Source organism: Synechococcus sp. OH2 (assembly GCF_047462155.1).
Taxonomy (GTDB): domain Bacteria; phylum Cyanobacteriota; class Cyanobacteriia; order Thermostichales; family Thermostichaceae; genus Thermostichus.
Map to the genome: position 1 here is coordinate 344 of NZ_JANSIR010000080.1, position 16,815 is coordinate 17,158.

15 protein-coding genes and 1 pseudogene are annotated in these 16,815 nt (G+C 56.8%); 10 read left to right on the plus strand and 6 right to left on the minus strand.

The genetic code is table 11. The annotated features are described in order from the left end of the window. Window positions 1-150: 150 nt before the first annotated feature. Window positions 151-630: a TVP38/TMEM64 family protein gene (locus tag NW835_RS06800; RefSeq protein ID WP_414414868.1), complete on the minus strand. Its 480-nt coding sequence runs from the start codon at window positions 628-630 to the stop codon at window positions 151-153. A 536-nt stretch (window positions 631-1,166) separates the two neighbouring features. Between NW835_RS06800 and NW835_RS06805 the strand changes: the two genes are divergently transcribed. Next, window positions 1,167-1,841, plus strand: a complete 675-nt coding sequence (locus NW835_RS06805; RefSeq protein ID WP_414414869.1) for a Fe2+-dependent dioxygenase — start codon at window positions 1,167-1,169, stop codon at window positions 1,839-1,841. Here NW835_RS06805 and NW835_RS06810 read toward each other — a convergent pair. Together NW835_RS06810 and NW835_RS06815 are read right to left on the minus strand one after the other, a co-directional pair. After that, complete coding sequence (locus tag NW835_RS06810; protein WP_414414870.1) at window positions 1,838-3,211, minus strand: di-heme oxidoredictase family protein; 1,374 nt, start codon at window positions 3,209-3,211, stop codon at window positions 1,838-1,840. The two genes, NW835_RS06805 and NW835_RS06810, sit on opposite strands and share 4 nt — an antisense overlap. Window positions 3,212-3,253: 42 nt before the next feature. Beyond that, complete coding sequence (locus tag NW835_RS06815) at window positions 3,254-4,474, minus strand: imelysin family protein (protein ID WP_414414871.1); 1,221 nt, start codon at window positions 4,472-4,474, stop codon at window positions 3,254-3,256. Window positions 4,475-4,860: 386 nt separating this feature from the next. Here NW835_RS06815 and NW835_RS06820 point away from each other — a divergent pair, with 386 nt between their 5' ends. The 9 genes from NW835_RS06820 (at window position 4,861) to pxcA (ending at window position 13,559) form a co-directional block, all read left to right on the plus strand. Further along, window positions 4,861-5,895 carry a chlorophyll a/b binding light-harvesting protein gene (locus tag NW835_RS06820; RefSeq protein ID WP_414371937.1) on the plus strand — a complete coding sequence of 345 codons (1,035 nt, stop codon included), beginning with the start codon at window positions 4,861-4,863 and terminating at the stop codon, window positions 5,893-5,895. Between the two features lie 56 nt (window positions 5,896-5,951). Then, window positions 5,952-6,461 carry a flavodoxin FldA gene (gene fldA, locus NW835_RS06825; RefSeq protein WP_414414872.1) on the plus strand — a complete coding sequence of 170 codons (510 nt, stop codon included), beginning with the start codon at window positions 5,952-5,954 and terminating at the stop codon, window positions 6,459-6,461. A gap of 48 nt (window positions 6,462-6,509) precedes the next feature. Then, entirely contained in the window at window positions 6,510-8,090 is a 1,581-nt protein-coding gene (locus NW835_RS06830; protein ID WP_414414873.1) for a chlorophyll a/b binding light-harvesting protein, read from the plus strand. Between the two features lie 167 nt (window positions 8,091-8,257). After that, window positions 8,258-9,001 carry an alpha/beta fold hydrolase gene (locus NW835_RS06835; protein WP_414414874.1) on the plus strand — a complete coding sequence of 248 codons (744 nt, stop codon included), beginning with the start codon at window positions 8,258-8,260 and terminating at the stop codon, window positions 8,999-9,001. A 203-nt stretch (window positions 9,002-9,204) separates the two neighbouring features. Next, window positions 9,205-9,609: a universal stress protein gene (locus NW835_RS06840; protein WP_414333698.1), complete on the plus strand. Its 405-nt coding sequence runs from the start codon at window positions 9,205-9,207 to the stop codon at window positions 9,607-9,609. 305 nt (window positions 9,610-9,914) lie between these two features. Then, window positions 9,915-10,268, plus strand: a complete 354-nt coding sequence (locus NW835_RS06845) for a ferredoxin-thioredoxin reductase catalytic domain-containing protein (protein WP_414366174.1) — start codon at window positions 9,915-9,917, stop codon at window positions 10,266-10,268. 110 nt (window positions 10,269-10,378) lie between these two features. Beyond that, window positions 10,379-10,495: a photosystem II reaction center X protein gene (locus NW835_RS06850; protein ID WP_011431389.1), complete on the plus strand. Its 117-nt coding sequence runs from the start codon at window positions 10,379-10,381 to the stop codon at window positions 10,493-10,495. Window positions 10,496-10,577: 82 nt separating this feature from the next. After that, window positions 10,578-11,981, plus strand: a complete 1,404-nt coding sequence (locus tag NW835_RS06855) for a glycosyltransferase (RefSeq protein ID WP_414414875.1) — start codon at window positions 10,578-10,580, stop codon at window positions 11,979-11,981. 177 nt (window positions 11,982-12,158) lie between these two features. Continuing rightward, the gene (gene pxcA / locus NW835_RS06860) at window positions 12,159-13,559 is read left to right on the plus strand and encodes a proton extrusion protein PcxA (protein WP_414414876.1); all 1,401 of its coding nucleotides are present in this window, start codon (window positions 12,159-12,161) and stop codon (window positions 13,557-13,559) included. Between the two features lie 176 nt (window positions 13,560-13,735). Here pxcA and NW835_RS06865 read toward each other — a convergent pair whose 3' ends face one another. The 3 genes and pseudogenes from NW835_RS06865 to NW835_RS06875 form a co-directional block, all read right to left on the minus strand. Next, the gene (locus NW835_RS06865; RefSeq protein WP_414414877.1) at window positions 13,736-14,257 is read right to left on the minus strand and encodes a DciA family protein; all 522 of its coding nucleotides are present in this window, start codon (window positions 14,255-14,257) and stop codon (window positions 13,736-13,738) included. 87 nt (window positions 14,258-14,344) lie between these two features. Then, window positions 14,345-16,201 carry a mechanosensitive ion channel family protein gene (locus tag NW835_RS06870; RefSeq protein WP_414414878.1) on the minus strand — a complete coding sequence of 619 codons (1,857 nt, stop codon included), beginning with the start codon at window positions 16,199-16,201 and terminating at the stop codon, window positions 14,345-14,347. A gap of 82 nt (window positions 16,202-16,283) precedes the next feature. Beyond that, a pseudogene (locus NW835_RS06875) lies at window positions 16,284-16,815 on the minus strand (UvrB/UvrC motif-containing protein); the annotation flags it as partial.

Here is a 16,815-nt window from a genome sequence, read left to right on the forward strand (position 1 = left end):
AGGGGCACACGCAGCACTCGGCCGAGGAGAAACAGTGCTAGAGCTTGCCTCAGGCCTTGGCTACACGGCTATTCAATTGGCAAAGCGCTGAGGAAGGGAGTTAGAAGCCACTGCTGACCTTGCTTTTGTCCTGACCTTATTAAAGGCAAATTAAGAACGCCGCCTTTTACTCAGCCAGCCGGTTAGCATTGCTAAAGCAAACATTCCCAGCAGAGCAAAGCCCAGCAGCCACCTTCCCTGCTCTAGGATCCCTGCCCCCAGAGCTACTACTGGGGGTGTAGAGACGGCAATGCCCAAAGCTAGCGCGAGAAGAAAGTTCTGCCATTTCATTTGAGTTAGGCCGGCAGCGTAGGCGACAAAGTCGAATAGGCCCGTCATTAAAAACCCGGCCGTAAGGAAAATATTGTTTTCCAGATAGTTGGCTGAAAGGGCATCGACTTTATACATCCATTGTCGCCCAACCATTCGCTGTACTAGGCCTCTACCAAACTTTCTGGCCAGATAAAAGTTAAGTGTACAAGAGGTAAAATCGGCAATTGCAATGTAAAGGATTCCTGCCCCAAATCCAAAGAGTGCTCCTGCCAGGATGGAGTAAACAGTGATAGGTATGGCAGGAATAATAATACTCAAGGAGCGTAATCCGATCAGAGCAAGGGGTGCCCACGGGCCTAGTTTTGCTATAAACTCTCGAGTTGTGTCTGGATCTAAGCGACGGGCCAGCAAGATAGCAGCTACCAGGACAACAAGCAACAACAGCAGTGAGAGGATATCCTTCCTTTTCCTAGAATTGGTTCTGCTGCTGGAGGGTAGCTTTTCTGAGGAGATAGGAGACGATCCTGCTGACTCGCCAAAGGCAGTGCCGGGGGGATAGTAGAGCTCATTCCTCAAAATCCAGCCTGTTTTTTGCTGTAAGTAGGCATGCGTGCTCAGTCCCAGGTGCCTTGCTTCTTCGGCCACAGTTTTATAGTCTAGGCCCAGTAGCTTGCAAAGCTCTCTTTGTCGAATACCTGAAGGTGGCTGCATAGGGCAAAGGAACACCAAGGGTTTCTACTTTCTCTGCCAGATACTTGAGGTTTTCAAGGAGTGCTTGAAACAGGTATGATTTCCATAGGCTTTGTTTTGCTAGTATAGAAGGTGTTGCATGTTTTGATCTTTAGAGGTTGACAATGATCTTGTGTATTAGCGATGTTCTCAGTTTAGCAGAATTGCAACAAACCTTGGCCATTATATCCGATGCTGAATTTGTAGATGGCGCCCTGACGGCTGGCTGGAATGCCAGGCTTGTCAAAAATAATAGGCAGATTCCTAAGGGATCCCTCCAGCACCAGAAGATTCAGGAGATTGTCTTTGCAGCTCTAGAGCGCAATTTGCTGTTTCAGATGGCTGCTCGGCCCAAGCTCATTCATTCTATTTTGATTAGCCGCTACGAAGCGGGCATGTCTTACGGCACTCATACCGACGATGCGCTTATGGTTGATCAGCGTCAGCTTATGCGTACAGATATTTCCTTTACCCTATTTCTGAGTGCCCCCGAAGACTATGACGGTGGTGCGCTAAAAATTGAGAGTAGCGAAGGAGAACGAGCCTACAAGCTGCCGGCGGGCGCCTTGATTCTCTATCCTGCTTCGACCTTGCACCAAGTTGAGCCTGTAACCCGCGGGATCCGCTATGCTGTCGTCAGTTGGGTTCAAAGCCTAATTAGGGATCCGCAAGAACGCGAGATCCTCTTTGATTTAGAGACTGTGCGGCTGCAGATGTTTCAGGAATCGGGCAAGACACGCCACTTTGATTTGGTCTCCAAAGTTTACGCGAACCTGCTGCGGAAACGGGCGGAGCTCTAGAGGGATCGAAGAAAATAGAGCAGGGCTTCTCTGTCTTCAGCAGCCATATTTTTAAAGATCTCGCGGGAGCGTTCAGCTTCTCCCCCATGCCAGAGAATGGCCTCCTCGAGGCTGAGAGCGCGGCCATCGTGCAAATAGCCGGAGTAGGGCAGAACTGTCTGCGAAAAGCCGATGCCCCACAAAGGGGGGGTGCGCCATTCTCGGCCCGTAGCCTCAAAGTCAGGGCGGCCATCTGCCAGTCCTTCGCCCATGTCATGCAACAGCAAATCGGTGTAGGGGTGGATGACTTGGTTGGCCAGGGCAGCGATCTCATGAATGCCGGTGTGCAGCTCTGGTCGGTGACACTTGGCGCATTGGGCTTGGACGAAGAGCTTTTCACCTCGCTGAACTTGGGGATCCTGCCAAAGGACGCGGCCAGGCACAGCCAGGGTTTGCACGTAAACGGTTGTCGCTTGGAGAGTGTCCTCGTCGATATCTTGGCTGCCATCGGCAGCCGGAAAAAGAGGATTCGTGACACCCATGTCGTTGGCGTAGGCGGCCGCAGTTTGTTGCCTGAGGTTGGGGGTATTGGCTTTCCAACCAAACCGTCCCAGCACCAGACGCTGCTGCTCTTGATCCCAAACAGAGTTGGGGCGGCCAGAGATGCCATCCCCATCAGTGTCGTCGGGATCGGCTGCTTCTAGGATTGCAGACTCGGGAACTGCTTCCAGTAGGCCCGCTCCAAACACCGGCTGGGGGATCCGCAGGGAGATGAGGACAGGCTCAATCGGCGATCCCTCCAGAGTCAACAGCTTCACAACAGGAGAACGAAGCCTGTAGGCGGTTCCGTCGGCGTACTGTCCGGTCTGCTCTACCCAGTGCAACTCCACCTTGGCCTCTGGCCGATAGCCTCGAACGGCCTTTTCTTGAATCTGCGTGCCGATGCCGGGCACAGGGGGAGTGTTGCCATAAGGAGCCATGGCCTCCCATCCAAAAGGCCGGGGATCCCCACTTCTATCCAGGGATCCAACCTGGCTCACCCTAACCACCCGCTGTCCTTTCTCGGGTAGACCGCGGCCGTTTTTGACATGACAACCGGCGCAGGAGTTGTTGTTGAACAGAGGTCCAAGGCCGGGGTTAACAGGCGCTGGAGCCGCTACAAAGTTGGCCTCAAAGGCAATGTCCCCCAGGGCATGCAGCCTGGCCCAGCGGGGATCCAAATTGGGGGCCGGCTGCTCGTAGGCTGTTGAGGTGCGGTTCCAAAGGGTTGTTTCGCCACCCGCTCGCGGGGGCAATGGCTGGGATCCATCTAGGCCGGCGGGAAAAGCCAGAAAGCTCGCTGCCCAAAGAGAGGCCAATCCCAGCATGAACATCTGGAGAAGACGACGCATAGGCTGTCAAAATAGCGGCAACTCAACTCTTTTCGGACTTTCTTACTGCTGCAGAAGCGGCACAACTTCCTGAGCAAAGGTATCGAAAGCGTCTTCAATTTTTTCCATAGCGGCGGTAATAGATCCACGGGCATTGGCATCGCAAAGGCTTTTTTCGATAGGTTCAGGGATCCCCTGGAGAGCCACCGCTGCTGCTTGTAACTCCGACTGAATTTGACTATCCAAATTGGGGTTGATGTCCCGGACAAATTGGCTGAGGCCGCAACCTTTTCTATCCCTAAATCCACCCAAGTAAGCATATTGGACGCTGCGCAGGTTGGCCTGAAACTCCGGCAGCGAATGGTGGGCAAAGCGGCTTTCCAAGAGAAAGGGATTTTGCTGGGCGAAGGCTTTGCCAATTTTGACCTTTCCCAGCTCGTCCAACATGCTGAGAATACCTTGGGCTATTTCTTCAGCAGCAGCTTGCAACGTCAGGTAGCTCTTGCTGCCCTCCCCGGCTTTCACCCATTCTTCGCGAAAAGCAGGCAGCCCTTGCACGCCCTCTGTCCAGCTCTTGAGTAGCTTTTCCGCCGTATCCGCCAAAACCGGGCCAAGGGCAGCCAAGTACTCCCGATCCCGCTCGGTAAAGTCTTGCAAGGACTTATTGTTATCCACGCCAAAGAGCAGGAAGGCCACGGCATGAAATCCCTTTTGCCCGCTTTCCAACTCGGCCACGGTCTCTGGAGTGAGGGGATCGCCGCTGTTGAGAACTTCCAGCACCTCCACCTCGTTCAGGGGCCATTCGTCCAAATCCGCATCTAGCCCCAAGGAGGCCGCCGGCCCGAAGGCAAAAGCCTCGCTCTCCTCCCACGTTAGACGGGCAACAGACCAAGCCTGGCGAGCCGCTTGCAAAGTCTGGGAATTGGGATCTTGCACGAAGGCCTGGATGGCTTGAGACAGGGCCTGGGTATCGGCGGCCAACTGCTCATAGGCAGGGATCACCACCTGATCGGCAAAGTCGATCAAAATCTGCCGATCCTGAAACCGCTGCTCAGGAGAGAGCACAACGGCTGGCCGGCCAGAGCCCGCTCCTTCTTCTCCCCCTTCCCCACCCTCGCCGCCGCCATCCACCGGGATGGGCCGACACTCTGGGTTCATTTGAGCCGCCTGCTGGGGCGAGGCCTGGCTCAGGGCCGGTGGATCCTTTTGGCTTTCCCCGCAAGCAGCCCCGCTAACCAGAACATAAAGCCCTATCCCCGTCCACAGCTTCAGATATCTCGACATCTCCTCTGGGCTCCTTACCCCTCGGCTTGGCCAACTTTGGCTTGATTGTAACCTAGCTATTGAGACTCAATCTTAAGAAAAGAGAGATTTTTTACCACCGGTTGCCACGGGATCCCTCGCTTAGGCCCAACCCTTCAGGGACAACTGCCGCGCACAAAAGCTGTGGAAGGCGAAGTTAACCTGGATTTTAACAAAATTTAACCCCAGGTATATTGATATCTTCTCTCAAGAAGCCTAGAGTGAGTCACAGTTTGCTATTGAGACTCAATCTCAATAGTTGGTTGCGTGTCTCGAAAGGATGTGTCCGTGCGGCCAGAGGCGGGCCTGGGGCAAAGTCTCTGGCCTTTTCCCAAGCAAGCTTGTTTAGAAACGCAAGAGGAGCGAAGATGACAGCGACGATACCGAAGCAAGAAGGGGGATCTAGCTCGCAACACCAGATCCCCTGGTGGGCGGGCAACGCCCGTTTGACCGTTCTTTCTGGCCGGCTGCTGGGGGCGCATGTGGCCCATGCCGGGCTGATCGTTCTCTGGGCAGGGGCGATGACCCTGATCGAGTTGGCTAAGTTTGACCCCAGCCGACCGATGTATGAGCAGGGGCTCATTCTCTTGCCCCACCTGGCCAGCTTGGGGCTGGGGGTGGGATCCGGCGGGGAAGTTTTGGATACGGATATCTACTTTGCGGTGGGAGCGATCCACCTCATCAGCTCTGCCTTTTTGGGGTTTGGGGGCATTTTTCATGCCCTGCGCGGGCCGGCGGTGCTGGATCCCAAAGCTTTTCCCCTGTTTAGCTACGACTGGCAAGACAAAGACAAAATGACCACCATCCTAGGGATCCACCTAGTGCTGCTGGGCCTGGGAGCCTGGCTTTTGGTGCTCAAGGCAATGGTGTTTGGCGGGTTGTTCGACCCGGTGGCGGGAGAAGTGCGCCTAGTGGCTCCCAACTGGAACCCCTTTGGCCACCTGCTGGGCACGGAAGGTCGCCATTGGATAGCCGGGGTGGACACTTTGGAAGACGTGGTGGGCGGCCACCTCTGGCTGGGCCTGCTCCTGGTGGCAGGTGGGATTTGGCATATCGTGACCAAGCCTTTTGCCTGGGCAGAACGGATTTTTGTCTGGTCTGGGGAAGCTTATCTTTCCTACAGCTTGGGAGCTTTGGCCTTGATGGGGTTTATTGCCGCCTATTGGGTTGCCGTCAATCCCGTCGTCTATCCCGAAGTTTTCTATGGGCCGCTGCTGCGGGTGGGCTTGGATCGCTATCCCTTTTTTGAGCAAGGGGGGGCTCTCACATCTAGGGTTTGGCTGGCCAATGCCCACTTTTGGCTGGCCTTTTTCTTCCTTCAGGGTCACCTTTTCCATGCCCTAAAAGCACGAGGATTCAATTTCCGTACTGGCAGAGTAGAGCTTGCTGCGCAGCAGGTCTAACGACAATCTGGCCATCCAATTTTGGGCTTTGCACTTGCAGTTTCGAGGTAGGAGCAATGGCAAAAATAGGTCTATTTTTCGGCACTCAAACCGGAAATACCGAAAGAGCTGCTGAGATGATTCAAAAAGAGCTGGGCGAAGACAATGTGGATTTGATCAACATTGCCGAAGCCAGTATTGAGGACTTTGAGAAGTACGACTACTTAATTATCGGCTGTCCAACCTGGAACATTGGGGAGCTGCAGGCCGATTGGGATGGGTTTTTCCCCAATTTGGATGAAATCGATTTTTCCGGTAAGACAGTGGCCTACTTTGGAGTTGGGGATCAGTTAGGCTATCCCGACAACTTTCAAGATGCCATGGGGATCCTGGCCCAAAAAATCGCCGAGCGTGGCGGCAAAAATGTCGGCTCCTGGCCCACAGAGGGCTACGAGTTCAATGAGTCCAAGGGAGTGGTTAACGGCGAGTTTGTCGGCCTTGCCCTGGATGAAGACAATCAGGCGGAGCTGACGGAAAAACGAATTAAAGAGTGGACGGCCAAACTCAAAACACTCTTCAATCTGTAATCTCAAACCCGGCTTCTTAACTTGTTGTGGATACTGTGGGAGTTTGTCATGACTGGCGCAGTTCTATCTTCATCACCTACCTCTGCCGAGGGATCCCCTCAGGTCAGTTGGTTGGCAGGCAATGCTCGCTTGGTGAATCTGTCCGGAAAGCTGCTGGGGGCCCACGTGGCCCATGCGGGGTTGATCATGCTGTGGGCCGGCGGCATGACCCTGTTTGAGGTGGCCCACTGGGATCCGGCTCAGCCCATGGGCAGCCAAGGGCTGATCTTGCTGCCCCATTTGGCCACGTTGGGTATCGGCGTTAATGCAGAGGGGATGACCACGGATCCCTATCCCTTTTTTGTGGTGGGCGTTCTGCACCTGATTGCCTCGGCGGTGCTGGGGGCAGGAGGGATCTTCCATGCCCTTTTGGGGCCGGAGGTGCTGCCCAAAGGAGAAACCTTGGCCCAGTTTTTCGGCTACGACTGGGAAGACGACGACAAGATGACCACCATCCTGGGGATCCACCTGCTGCTGTTGGGGCTGGGGGCTTGGTTGCTGGTGGCCAAAGCGCTCTTCTGGGGAGGGCTGTACGATGCTCACCTGGGCCGCGTGCGGGTGGTAACGGATCCCACCCTCAATCCGCTGCGGATCTTCGCCTACCTGACGCCGCTGGTGGGCCAGCAGGGCATGGCTGCTGTGGATAACCTAGAAGATCTGGTGGGAGGGCACATCTACGTTGGCCTGCTTTGCGTCTTGGGGGGATGGTGGCACATAGCCACACGGCCCTTTGCCTGGGCCAAGCAGATCCTGATCTACTCGGGCGAAGCCTACCTCTCCTACAGCCTGGGGGCCCTGGCCTACATGGGCATCTTGGCGGCCTATTTTGTCAGCGTCAACGAGATTGCCTATCCGGTGGCTTTCTACGGGCCGCTGGGGCTGGCTGCTGACGAGATGGGTGTGGTGAGTAGCCGCACCTGGTTGGCCACAGCCCACTTTGTCTTGGGGATCCTGTTTTTGGCAGGGCACATCTGGCATGCCATCCGGGCGCGGGCGGCAGCCAACGGCTTTGACTTCCAGCGCGGGGGCTGGGTGCGAGCCACAGATCCGCAGGTGGGCAACTTGGAGACGCCGGTAAACCAGGGGGATCTCACCCTGCTGCTGCTGCAAAACCTGCCCATCTACCGGGAGGGCTTGTCGCCCTTTCTGCGTGGCTTGGAGATCGGCATGGCCCATGGGTACTTTCTGGTGGGGCCGTTTTACAAGCTAAGTCCGCTGCGGGATTCGGAGCAGGCCCTGACAGCAGGGACGCTGGCGACCATCGGCCTGGTGCTGATCCTGACGGTTTGTCTCTCCGTTTACGGACGGGTGTCCTTTCCGCGCTCGCGGCTGGTAGCGGTGCTCAATACCCCCTACGGCGAGGTGGCCTATCCGACGCCAGGGGTGCAACTGATGGCGGAATCGCAGGGATCCCCTCAGCCGGTGCGCCTGCCGGCAAGCTCGGAGGACTTGCCCGAAAACTTGCGCACCCGCGCCGGTTGGAGCCAGTTGGCCGGAGGGTTTCTGGTGGGCGGTGTTGGCGGTGCCCTGTTTGCCTACATGCTCTTGAGCAGCGGCGATGTGGTAGCCCAGATTTTGCCGGGGCTGTAAAGCAGGGTTGAGGCTTCTCAAAGCAGGGGAGGGGAGATCCTCATCCCCTCCTCTCTATCCCGATCCGCCCCGTTTGGATAGTTCTGCCGATTTCTAGAACTCTTGTTTGTGAAGCTTTTGTCAGACACCGGCTTCAATCTTTCGACAGTCGAAATGGGACGGCCAAAATGAGTTTAGGTTCCGCTTCCGCGCTCTCTTTTGAGGCACTTTATTTGGGTGTTTCTCCCAGTCTCAAGCTTTTCGACCGGCCTTTGCTGGGATCCCTGGAAAAATGTTTCCGTGTGGCCTACTGGGAGTATCACCAAACCCAGGATGAGCCCTGTAGTTTAGAGACAGTCGTGACGCTACTATACGAATACCTGAAGGCTTGGGATCGACCGGTGCACCTCATCGGCCATAGCTTGAGCGGGGTGGTCGCCTATCTTTTCGCGTGCCACTATCCCCAACGGGTACGGTCTCTGACCCTGCTGGCAGTGTCCGATCAGCCTGCCGCTACCTGGCACGCCCATTTCTACCTGCAACGAAAAATGTTTTTCTGTAGCCGAGAACAGCTCCTGGTGCGTATAGCCCAGAGCCTTCTGCCCACTTCAGAACAGTGGCGAGCGCGCTCACTCTCCTATGCTCTGGCTAAAGACTTAGATACTTCCCCCATACCTCACTCCCTATTTCAGGTGATAGCGATTCCAGCTCGGAAAGTTTCGGTGCCGATGTTGGTTTGCGCCAGCAAGGATGACCCCATTGTGGATCCTGCTGCGCTCGAGAAGTGGAAAAACCACTTAAAGCCGGGGGATCAAATGTGGCTTTGCCCTGGAGGGCGACACTTTTTTCACTATTCTTTTCCAAGTTTGGTCAATCTGAAAATCATGGATTTTTGGCAGGAACTGCGCAAACTTCAGCCCAGCATGGCCTAAGGCGGCTGGATCTTCGCGGGATGATGGACATGGCCGCTCATTCAAACACTGGAGGAGCTCCGTTTGCCGCCCAGGTCGAGCCCCTCACAACAGAAAAACGGGCAGGGGTGGAAGGAGGCCATTGAGCTGCCGGTAAAATTGATAGAATGAGGCCGGCCCCCCGACTTGGATAGGGAATGGGCTTGACTGTGGGATCCGCGACTATGTTCGACAAACTGCTCTTTCCCATCGACAACTCGCGTGAGACCAGCCACGCCTTGCCCTTAGTGGCAGACATAGCGCAGCGCTACAAAAGTCAGGTGTACCTGCTCTCGGTTCTGGATGCTGCGGAGCTGGACGCGGAGCGGGCAGAACAAGCCCGGCAGAACATCCAGAACCTGCTCAAACAGACGGAGCTGGGCCTCCAGCAAATTGGCATCAGCAGCGTCAAGAGCGAGTATCGCGAGGGAAAAGTGCCCTTTGTCATCTGCGATGTGGCGGACGAGCTGGAGATCAGCCTGATCGTGATGGGATCCCGCGGCCTCAGCTTGTCTGCGGAGGGGCGGAACAACTCCGTCAGCCACCGGGTGATCGACCTCGCCCCTTGCCCGGTGCTGGTGGTGCCTTGAGGGGCAAGGATCCCGGCAAGCATTCTCTGGTAGAGTACACTGAGGCTGGCTCTTGCTCAATCGAACTTGCCGAATCTAATGTTGCCTTGTGTAACAGCAAGGCAGCTACGATTTGTCTTGTCTAAAAGTCTGCAGTACAACGAAGAGCGAGATACAGCTTTCTCCGCCTCTGTGAGAATCCCGTGGAGGGGTGGGATCCCTGTCATGCAGAAGAAGCATCTGATTGGTATGAGCGTCACTCAGTGTTGCTGGGAAAAGCTGTAAGCTCCATTGCTATTCGTTAGTTCCACCCTTTAGGAAGCGTCATGGAAAGTCGTGGTTACAACAAGGCCTCCCAGAAGACCTTCGAGGTGATGCGGCATTTCGCAGAAACCTACGCCAAACGTACCGACACTTTTTTCTGCTCCGATCCTACGATTACGACAGCAGTGATCGAAGGCTTGGCTCTGCACAAAGAGCAATTGGGCGCTCCGCTCTGTCCCTGCCGCTTTTACGAAGACAAAGAGGCGGAAGTGAAAGCCGGCTATTGGAACTGCCCCTGCGTGCCAATGCGCGAGCGAAAAGAATGTCACTGTATGCTCTTCTTAACCCCAGACAACCCCTTTGCCGGCACCAGCCAAACCCTAGTGGAGGTGCCCCTAGAATACCAAACAAAATAACCGGCAAGGTACCTGTCCTTGGAGGAAACGATCGGGCCGGGGAAGGGCGACAAAGATCGGTATAATCAGGGAATAGTTGGGTAGTTGCTATTCGCAGGAGGAGGAAACTTATGACTCCCTCACTTGCTAACTTTCTCTGGAGCTTGGTGTACGGCGCAGTGGTGCTAGGGCTTCTCTTCGGCGCCATTGTCTTCGTCAGCCAAAGAGATAGGGTGCGTCGTCGCTGAGTCTCCCGCTCGCCAGGGCTTGTCTGCGGATCGCCCACCGCCCCTTATGATCAAAAGCTGATCTGGCGACATCCTGGGAGCGTTGACCCACCCCCTGCATTACTGGCGGCAAAAAAACCGCTACTACCACGAGGATCTGGAGCGGCTGCACCGCTTCTTCGTTCCTCCAGGCCTGCGCATTCTGGAAATCGGCTCCGGCACCGGATCCCTGCTCAATGCTTTGCAGCCCAGTTTTGGGGTGGGGATTGACTGGGACGCGGAGATTGTTGCCCAGGCGCAGAGGCAGTTTCCCCACCTTCACTTTCGGGTTCGGGATGCCCACACGCTCGACAAGCAGGATCCCGTCTTAGCGGAGCCCTTTGACGTTATTTTGCTCGTCAATACCCTGGGCTACCTGACGGATATTCAGCAGGTTCTTGAGCAGCTGCGCCGTTTTTGTACCCCGCGCACTCGCCTGCTCCTCTCTTACCACAACCCCCTCTGGGAGCCGCTGCTGGGCCTGGCGACTGTCCTCAAGCAGCGCATGCCCTTGCCGGCAGCCAACTGGCTCTCGGCTGGTGATGTGGCCAATCTGCTGCACCTGGCAGGGTACGAGGTCATTCAGCAGGGCAAGCGGCTGTTGCTGCCGCGGCGGATCCCACTGCTTTCGACGCTGATCAACCGCTTCATTGCCCCCTTACCCGGGATCAACGCCCTCTGCCTGACTGAATACACGATCGCCCGCCTCCAGCCCGATCCCACCTGGGATCCCCCCCCTGAGGAGCAACCTTCTTGCACGGTGGTGATCCCGGCTCGCAACGAGGCAGGCAACATCCGCCGCTGTGTGGAGCAGTTGCCCGAAATGGGATCCCGAACCGAGATCATCTTTGTGGAGGGGCATTCCAGCGACGACACTTGGGCTGAGATCCAGCGGGTTCAGGCCGAATACCAAGGGATCCGCACCATCCGGGCCCTCCGGCAAGAGGGCAAGGGCAAGGGAGATGCGGTGCGCAAGGGGTTTGCCGCAGCCAGTGGCGATGTGCTGATCATTCTCGACGCCGACTTGACCGTCCAGGCGGAAGACCTCCCCAAGTTTTTCCGGGCGGTGGCCTCCGGGCGGTGCGACTTTGCCAACGGCTGCCGCCTGGTCTATCCCCTGAAACCAGAAGCAATGCCGCGTCTTAACCAGTGGGCCAATCGTTTTTTTGCCGCTCTCCTCTCCCACATTCTCGGCATCCGCATCAAAGACTCCCTCTGCGGCACCAAGGCCCTGTGGCGGGAGGACTATTGGCAGATTGTCAAGCTGCGGCAAGAGTGGGGAGATTTTGACCCGTTTGGGGATTTTGACCTGTTGCTAGGGGCGGCCAAGCGCACCCTTAAGATCCTGGACATCCCCGTGCGCTACTTCCCCAGAACCTATGGCCGCTCCAACATTCAACATGTGCGGGACGGGCTGCGGCTGCTGCAGATCTGCGCTTTTGCCCTCAAGCGCTTCAAGGGATCCTGAGCCCTAACCCCTTCAGCACGGTTTTGATCCAGACAGGCCGCTTCCCCATCCGGATCCCTGCCCAGCCTCCCAGAAGTTGTTACAATCCAGAAGTTGTTACAATAGTTAGCTATTGAAAAGTGTATGGATCAGCCCTGAGAAAAACCGCCACAGGAAAAAACAATGGGGGAATCCGTATTGAGCAGGCTCGGCCAGTGGATCTCGAGTACTCCCCTACGCTCCCTCAATCGAGCCTATGAAGCTGCCCTGCGCATCAAAGCCATCGAAGACCGCTACTTTCAGGGGGAATCCATCGGCAGCAACGGAACCCACGGCCAAAACACCAGCCGCTACTTTCAGATCCAATTGCGCCAGGAATTGCGCCAAATCGATCTTAGTTTAGCCGAGTTCAGGGCCAGTAGCGTTTTTTCTCGCCTGCCGGATCCCGCGCAAAATGGCAGCGGCCCTCCCTTCTCTTCCGACAAAGATCAGGCCAAAGAGGCCCCCGTCGGCCCTTCCGAAAACGACGGCAAAGACGCTGCAAATGGCCGACAAAGTCGGGATCCCTCTATCTTGGAGAAGCTAGAGTTTATCGATCAGGTGACCTCGCGATACAAGCGCCCCGCTGCACAACCCAAGTTCACCTCCCCTCCGCCCAAGTCTCAAGAGCAACAAGAGCAACCAGAGCCCCTGACCTCAAGCCAGCCGGAGCCCCTGACCTCAAGCCAGCCGGAGCCCTCCGACCCCTCCATCAAAACCAATCTTGCTAAGACAAACCCCGACAACAGCAATGCCCCGGTTGCCTCTAGAACGGCCCTCCTGCCCCGCTCCATCCTGCGTACGGCCAACCAGATCCGCCGTGAGCTGAGTTCGCAAGCGGAAGAAGAGCTACTGCAGGAGTATCGCAGCCAACGCACACGTACACTGGTGGCAGTTCGGTTTTTGCTGCTGTTGGCCATTTTGCCGCTGCTGGCCCAGATCTTCTCAAAACAGTTCCTGTTCGGGCCGTTGGTGGATCGCTTTCAGCCGCGGCAGCCCACCATCTTGGCTCTGAGCTACGAATTTCAAGAAAAGGCCCTCTCCGAGTTTGAGTTTTTCAAGGAAAAAATAGAGTTTGAGCGGGCCTTACACCACCAATCTCCAGAGCTCGACCTGGAATCCGAAGACCAACTGTCCAGGAAGGCAGAGGAGTTGCTGCAAAAATACAGCCGTAAGAATTTGGAAGGCCTCAAGAACGTCCTCGCTGACGTGCTATCGCTGCTGGTGTTTGGCTGGCTGATCTTTATCGGACGCGAGGAAATTGAAGTTCTCAAGTCTTTTTTGGATCGCCTGATCTATGGCCTTAGCGACAGTGCTAAGGCTTTTATCATTATCCTCTTCACCGACGTGTTCGTCGGCTACCACTCTCCCCACGGCTGGGAGGTGCTGCTGAGCAGCTTAGCTGACCACCTAGGTTTGCCAGAAAACCGCAATTTTATCTACGGCTTTATTGCCACTTTTCCCGTTTTTCTCGACACACTCTTTAAGTACTGGATCTTCCGTTACTTGAACCGTGTATCGCCGTCGGCAGTGGCCACCTACCACGCCATGAACGATTGAGGGTTCGCAGTTGCCTTCATTGGAGAATCCAGGCCGCTGCCCTCACCCCCGGCCCCTCTCCCAGAGGGAGCAGCCCTCACCCCCGGCCCCTCTCCCAGAGGGAGAGGGGAGCTGGGGAGCGGCCTAACGAGTCGTTTCGTTGCCGTTGGAAACAGCCCTAATTTGAGTTCCCTGAGTTAGCTGCGCAGGCGCAAGGACTGGCGATGGCAAAACCCGCAGACAAACCAACGCTCCAGTTCGGCGGCAGGGGTAGGGCAGCCACAGGCGGGGCAAGGGAACAGATTTTGCTGAGTCTGCCGTTGTTTGACCACTCTCGCCCAGCGCTCGAAAGCCACTTTCGGATCCGAGATGGGCTGTTTGGGGGGAGCGTTGCGGCAAGATCCAGGGCGTTGTCCATCTTGGGCAGCGAGGCGGGGGGGGCCATAAAACTTGCTGGTCAACTCCGCATCAGGGTGGGGAGCGACCGGGTTGGATCCCTCGTGCCAAGCGCCGGGGCTAAAGCGAATGTCGCTGAGGGGGGGGTGCAGGCAGCTGTTGAGTTTTCTGAGAATGAGTTGGCGTTGTAAGGTTAAGTTTTGCGCCCAGGACGGGGTAGAGGTGGCTACCTGCAGCACCTGGCGGCGCACGTTGAGGGGATGGGTTTGCGCTGCTACCGCCTCTCCCACCACTTCCGGCCAAAGCTGCCTTAGGAGCTGCATTTGCTTCAGTTCAGCCCAACACGGATGGCTGCCAAAGCTACCCAGTGCCTCATCTAACCGTCGCAGCATGGTGTCGATAGGGATAGCTCAGGAAACGCCGTTTTGGTCTTCCAGCGATTTTGCCGCTTCGCTGAGGGCGGACTGGATGGAAGCGGCATCGGGCAGGGAACGGGAGCCGCCATTGAGGCTGACAAGTCCCTCCAGGCTGCGAATGTGAATATCCTGCTGCGGGAAAGGAATGCGGATCCCACGCCGCCGAAACTCGGCCTCGATGGCGAAGTTCAGCTCGCTGATCAAGACAAATTGATCCTGGGGACGGTTGATCCACACCAGCAGCTCAAAGTTGAGGGAAGAGGGGCCAAAAGACTTGAGCCAGACTTGGGGGGCGGGGCTGCTCAACACCCGAGCATTTTCTTTGGCAGCGCTGAGCAGAGCTTCGGTAACCAGGGCAGTATCGGAGCCATAGGCCACGCCGACGGGAATGTGAATGCGACAGCGGGGATCCCGGTAGCTCCAGTTCACCACCTTTGACTCGGTGAAGCGGGAGTTGGGCACAATCACAAAGATGCGATCCAAAGTGCGCAGGACGGTGGCCCGCGGGCCGATGCGCTCCACGGTGCCGAGCAGGTTGTCCACTTCCACCAGATCCCCGATTTGGATGGGGCGCTCCAGCAAAATAGCGATGTAGCTGATGTAGTTGTTGGAGAGGTTTTGCAGGCCAAAGCCGATCCCCAAACCCACCGCCCCGGCAATCACCGCCAGGGATCCCAGATTCAGGCCGCTGAAGGGCAAGACCAAGAGGATCCCGAACAGCGTGAGGATGTACTTGAAGATGGCCGTTGTAGACTCCTGGGTGCCCAGATCCAGTCCCAGCCGGCTCAGAAACCGCTGCTTAAAGCCAACGCTGACGTAGTGGGCAACGGTGAAGACCAAAACGGCCAGCACAAAGAAGACCAGTAAGCTGGCAATGGAGACGCTGGAATTGGGCAGCGGTTGGGTGAGGACGCCCAGCGCCGTGGCCACCACCCGCCCCAAGCCCAGGTAAAAAGCGCGCTGAAACGGTCGCAGGGCGGGTATGAAGCTGATGCCGCGATCCAGCGAGATGCCGGCAATGAGAATTGCCCCCACGCCTCGCAGGAGCACTCCCCCAATGTCGATCCAGGTTCCCCAGGCCGGGCCGGCCTGGAGCTCCAGCCACCTCTGCAGGCGAACTAGGCTGCGGTCGAACAGCCGCCAGAGAAAGAACCCCAGCGCCAATGTGGCCAGACCGGCCAAGATGGTGAGAGCCAGCACGCGCGGATCCTGCGCCCGCTGCAGACCCAGCCGATCCTGCCGGTACTCGGCAATGGCTTGTTCCAGCCGTCGCGCCCAAGTGTTGGCCACCAGACGCACGTCGTTGAGGCCCACCTGGCCCAGCGGCACCCTGCGCTCGGCGGCGGCATCGGCATAGGTGACGGTAAACAGATACCGCTGGGTGGCCTCAAAGCGGCCCCTTTCTCCCAGGCGGAGGACGTACTGGCCATTGGCATCCTGGGCCACCCGCACCTCCGGCTCTGGCAACTGACCTTCTTCCAAGAAGCGCTCAATGACCGCCCGCACGTTATCGGCCCGCACATCGCTGGGGTACTCTGCCGTCTGCAGGCGAAACACCGGAATGTTCCCCACCAAGACTTCTGTGCCCTCTTGGCCGGTAAAGGAGATCCCCAGTGGGCTAGGGGTCGGGGAGGGGGATCCCTCAGGAGTTGGCACTTCGGCAGGGGTGGGGCCGGTTTGGAAAAAGCCGGGATCCCGAAATTCAAGGGCCTGAGCCACCGGGATCCCAGCAGCCTTGGAGACCGGAGCAGGCAGGAGCCAGAGGCCGATCCCGGCTATCAGCCCCACCGCCAAGGCCGCTCCCTTCAGCAGGACAGAGTCTCGAATGGCTCGTTGGACACGAACGTCCATTGTCTCAGGGATCCCTAGGATGCTGCTGTAAGCCTATGGTGGCACAAGCAAATCCCGATTTTGGCCAACCCAAGTGAGGACTTTAAGTGCTCTGATGGTGGCCCAAAAGGCGTTGGCGCAGCTTTTTAATTTGGTCTCGCAGTTGCGCAGCTTCTTCAAATTCCAGGTTTTTGGCGGCTGCTTTCATCTTCAGTTCCAGTTGGCCGATCAGCTCTGGAATCTCCGAAAGCGGGATCTCGTCTGTAGCTTGAAAGGCCTTTTCCAGATCTTGGTCGCTGAGTTTGCGGGAGATGGCCAAAAAAGACAAGATGGCGTTGCTGTTTTTCTTGACAATGGGCTTAGGGGTGATGTTGTGTTGGCGGTTGGATTGCAGTTGAATTTCGCGGCGGCGCTGGGTTTCGGCGATGGCCCGGGCCATGCTGCCGGTCAGGGTATCGGCGTACATCACCACCGTGCCACGGACATTGCGCGCTGCCCGCCCGATCATCTGGATTAGGGAGCGCTCCGCCCGCAAAAATCCTTCTTTGTCCGCATCCAAAATGGCCACCAAGGAGACTTCCGGCAAATCCAACCCTTCCCGCAACAAATTGACCCCCACCAACACATCAAAGGCC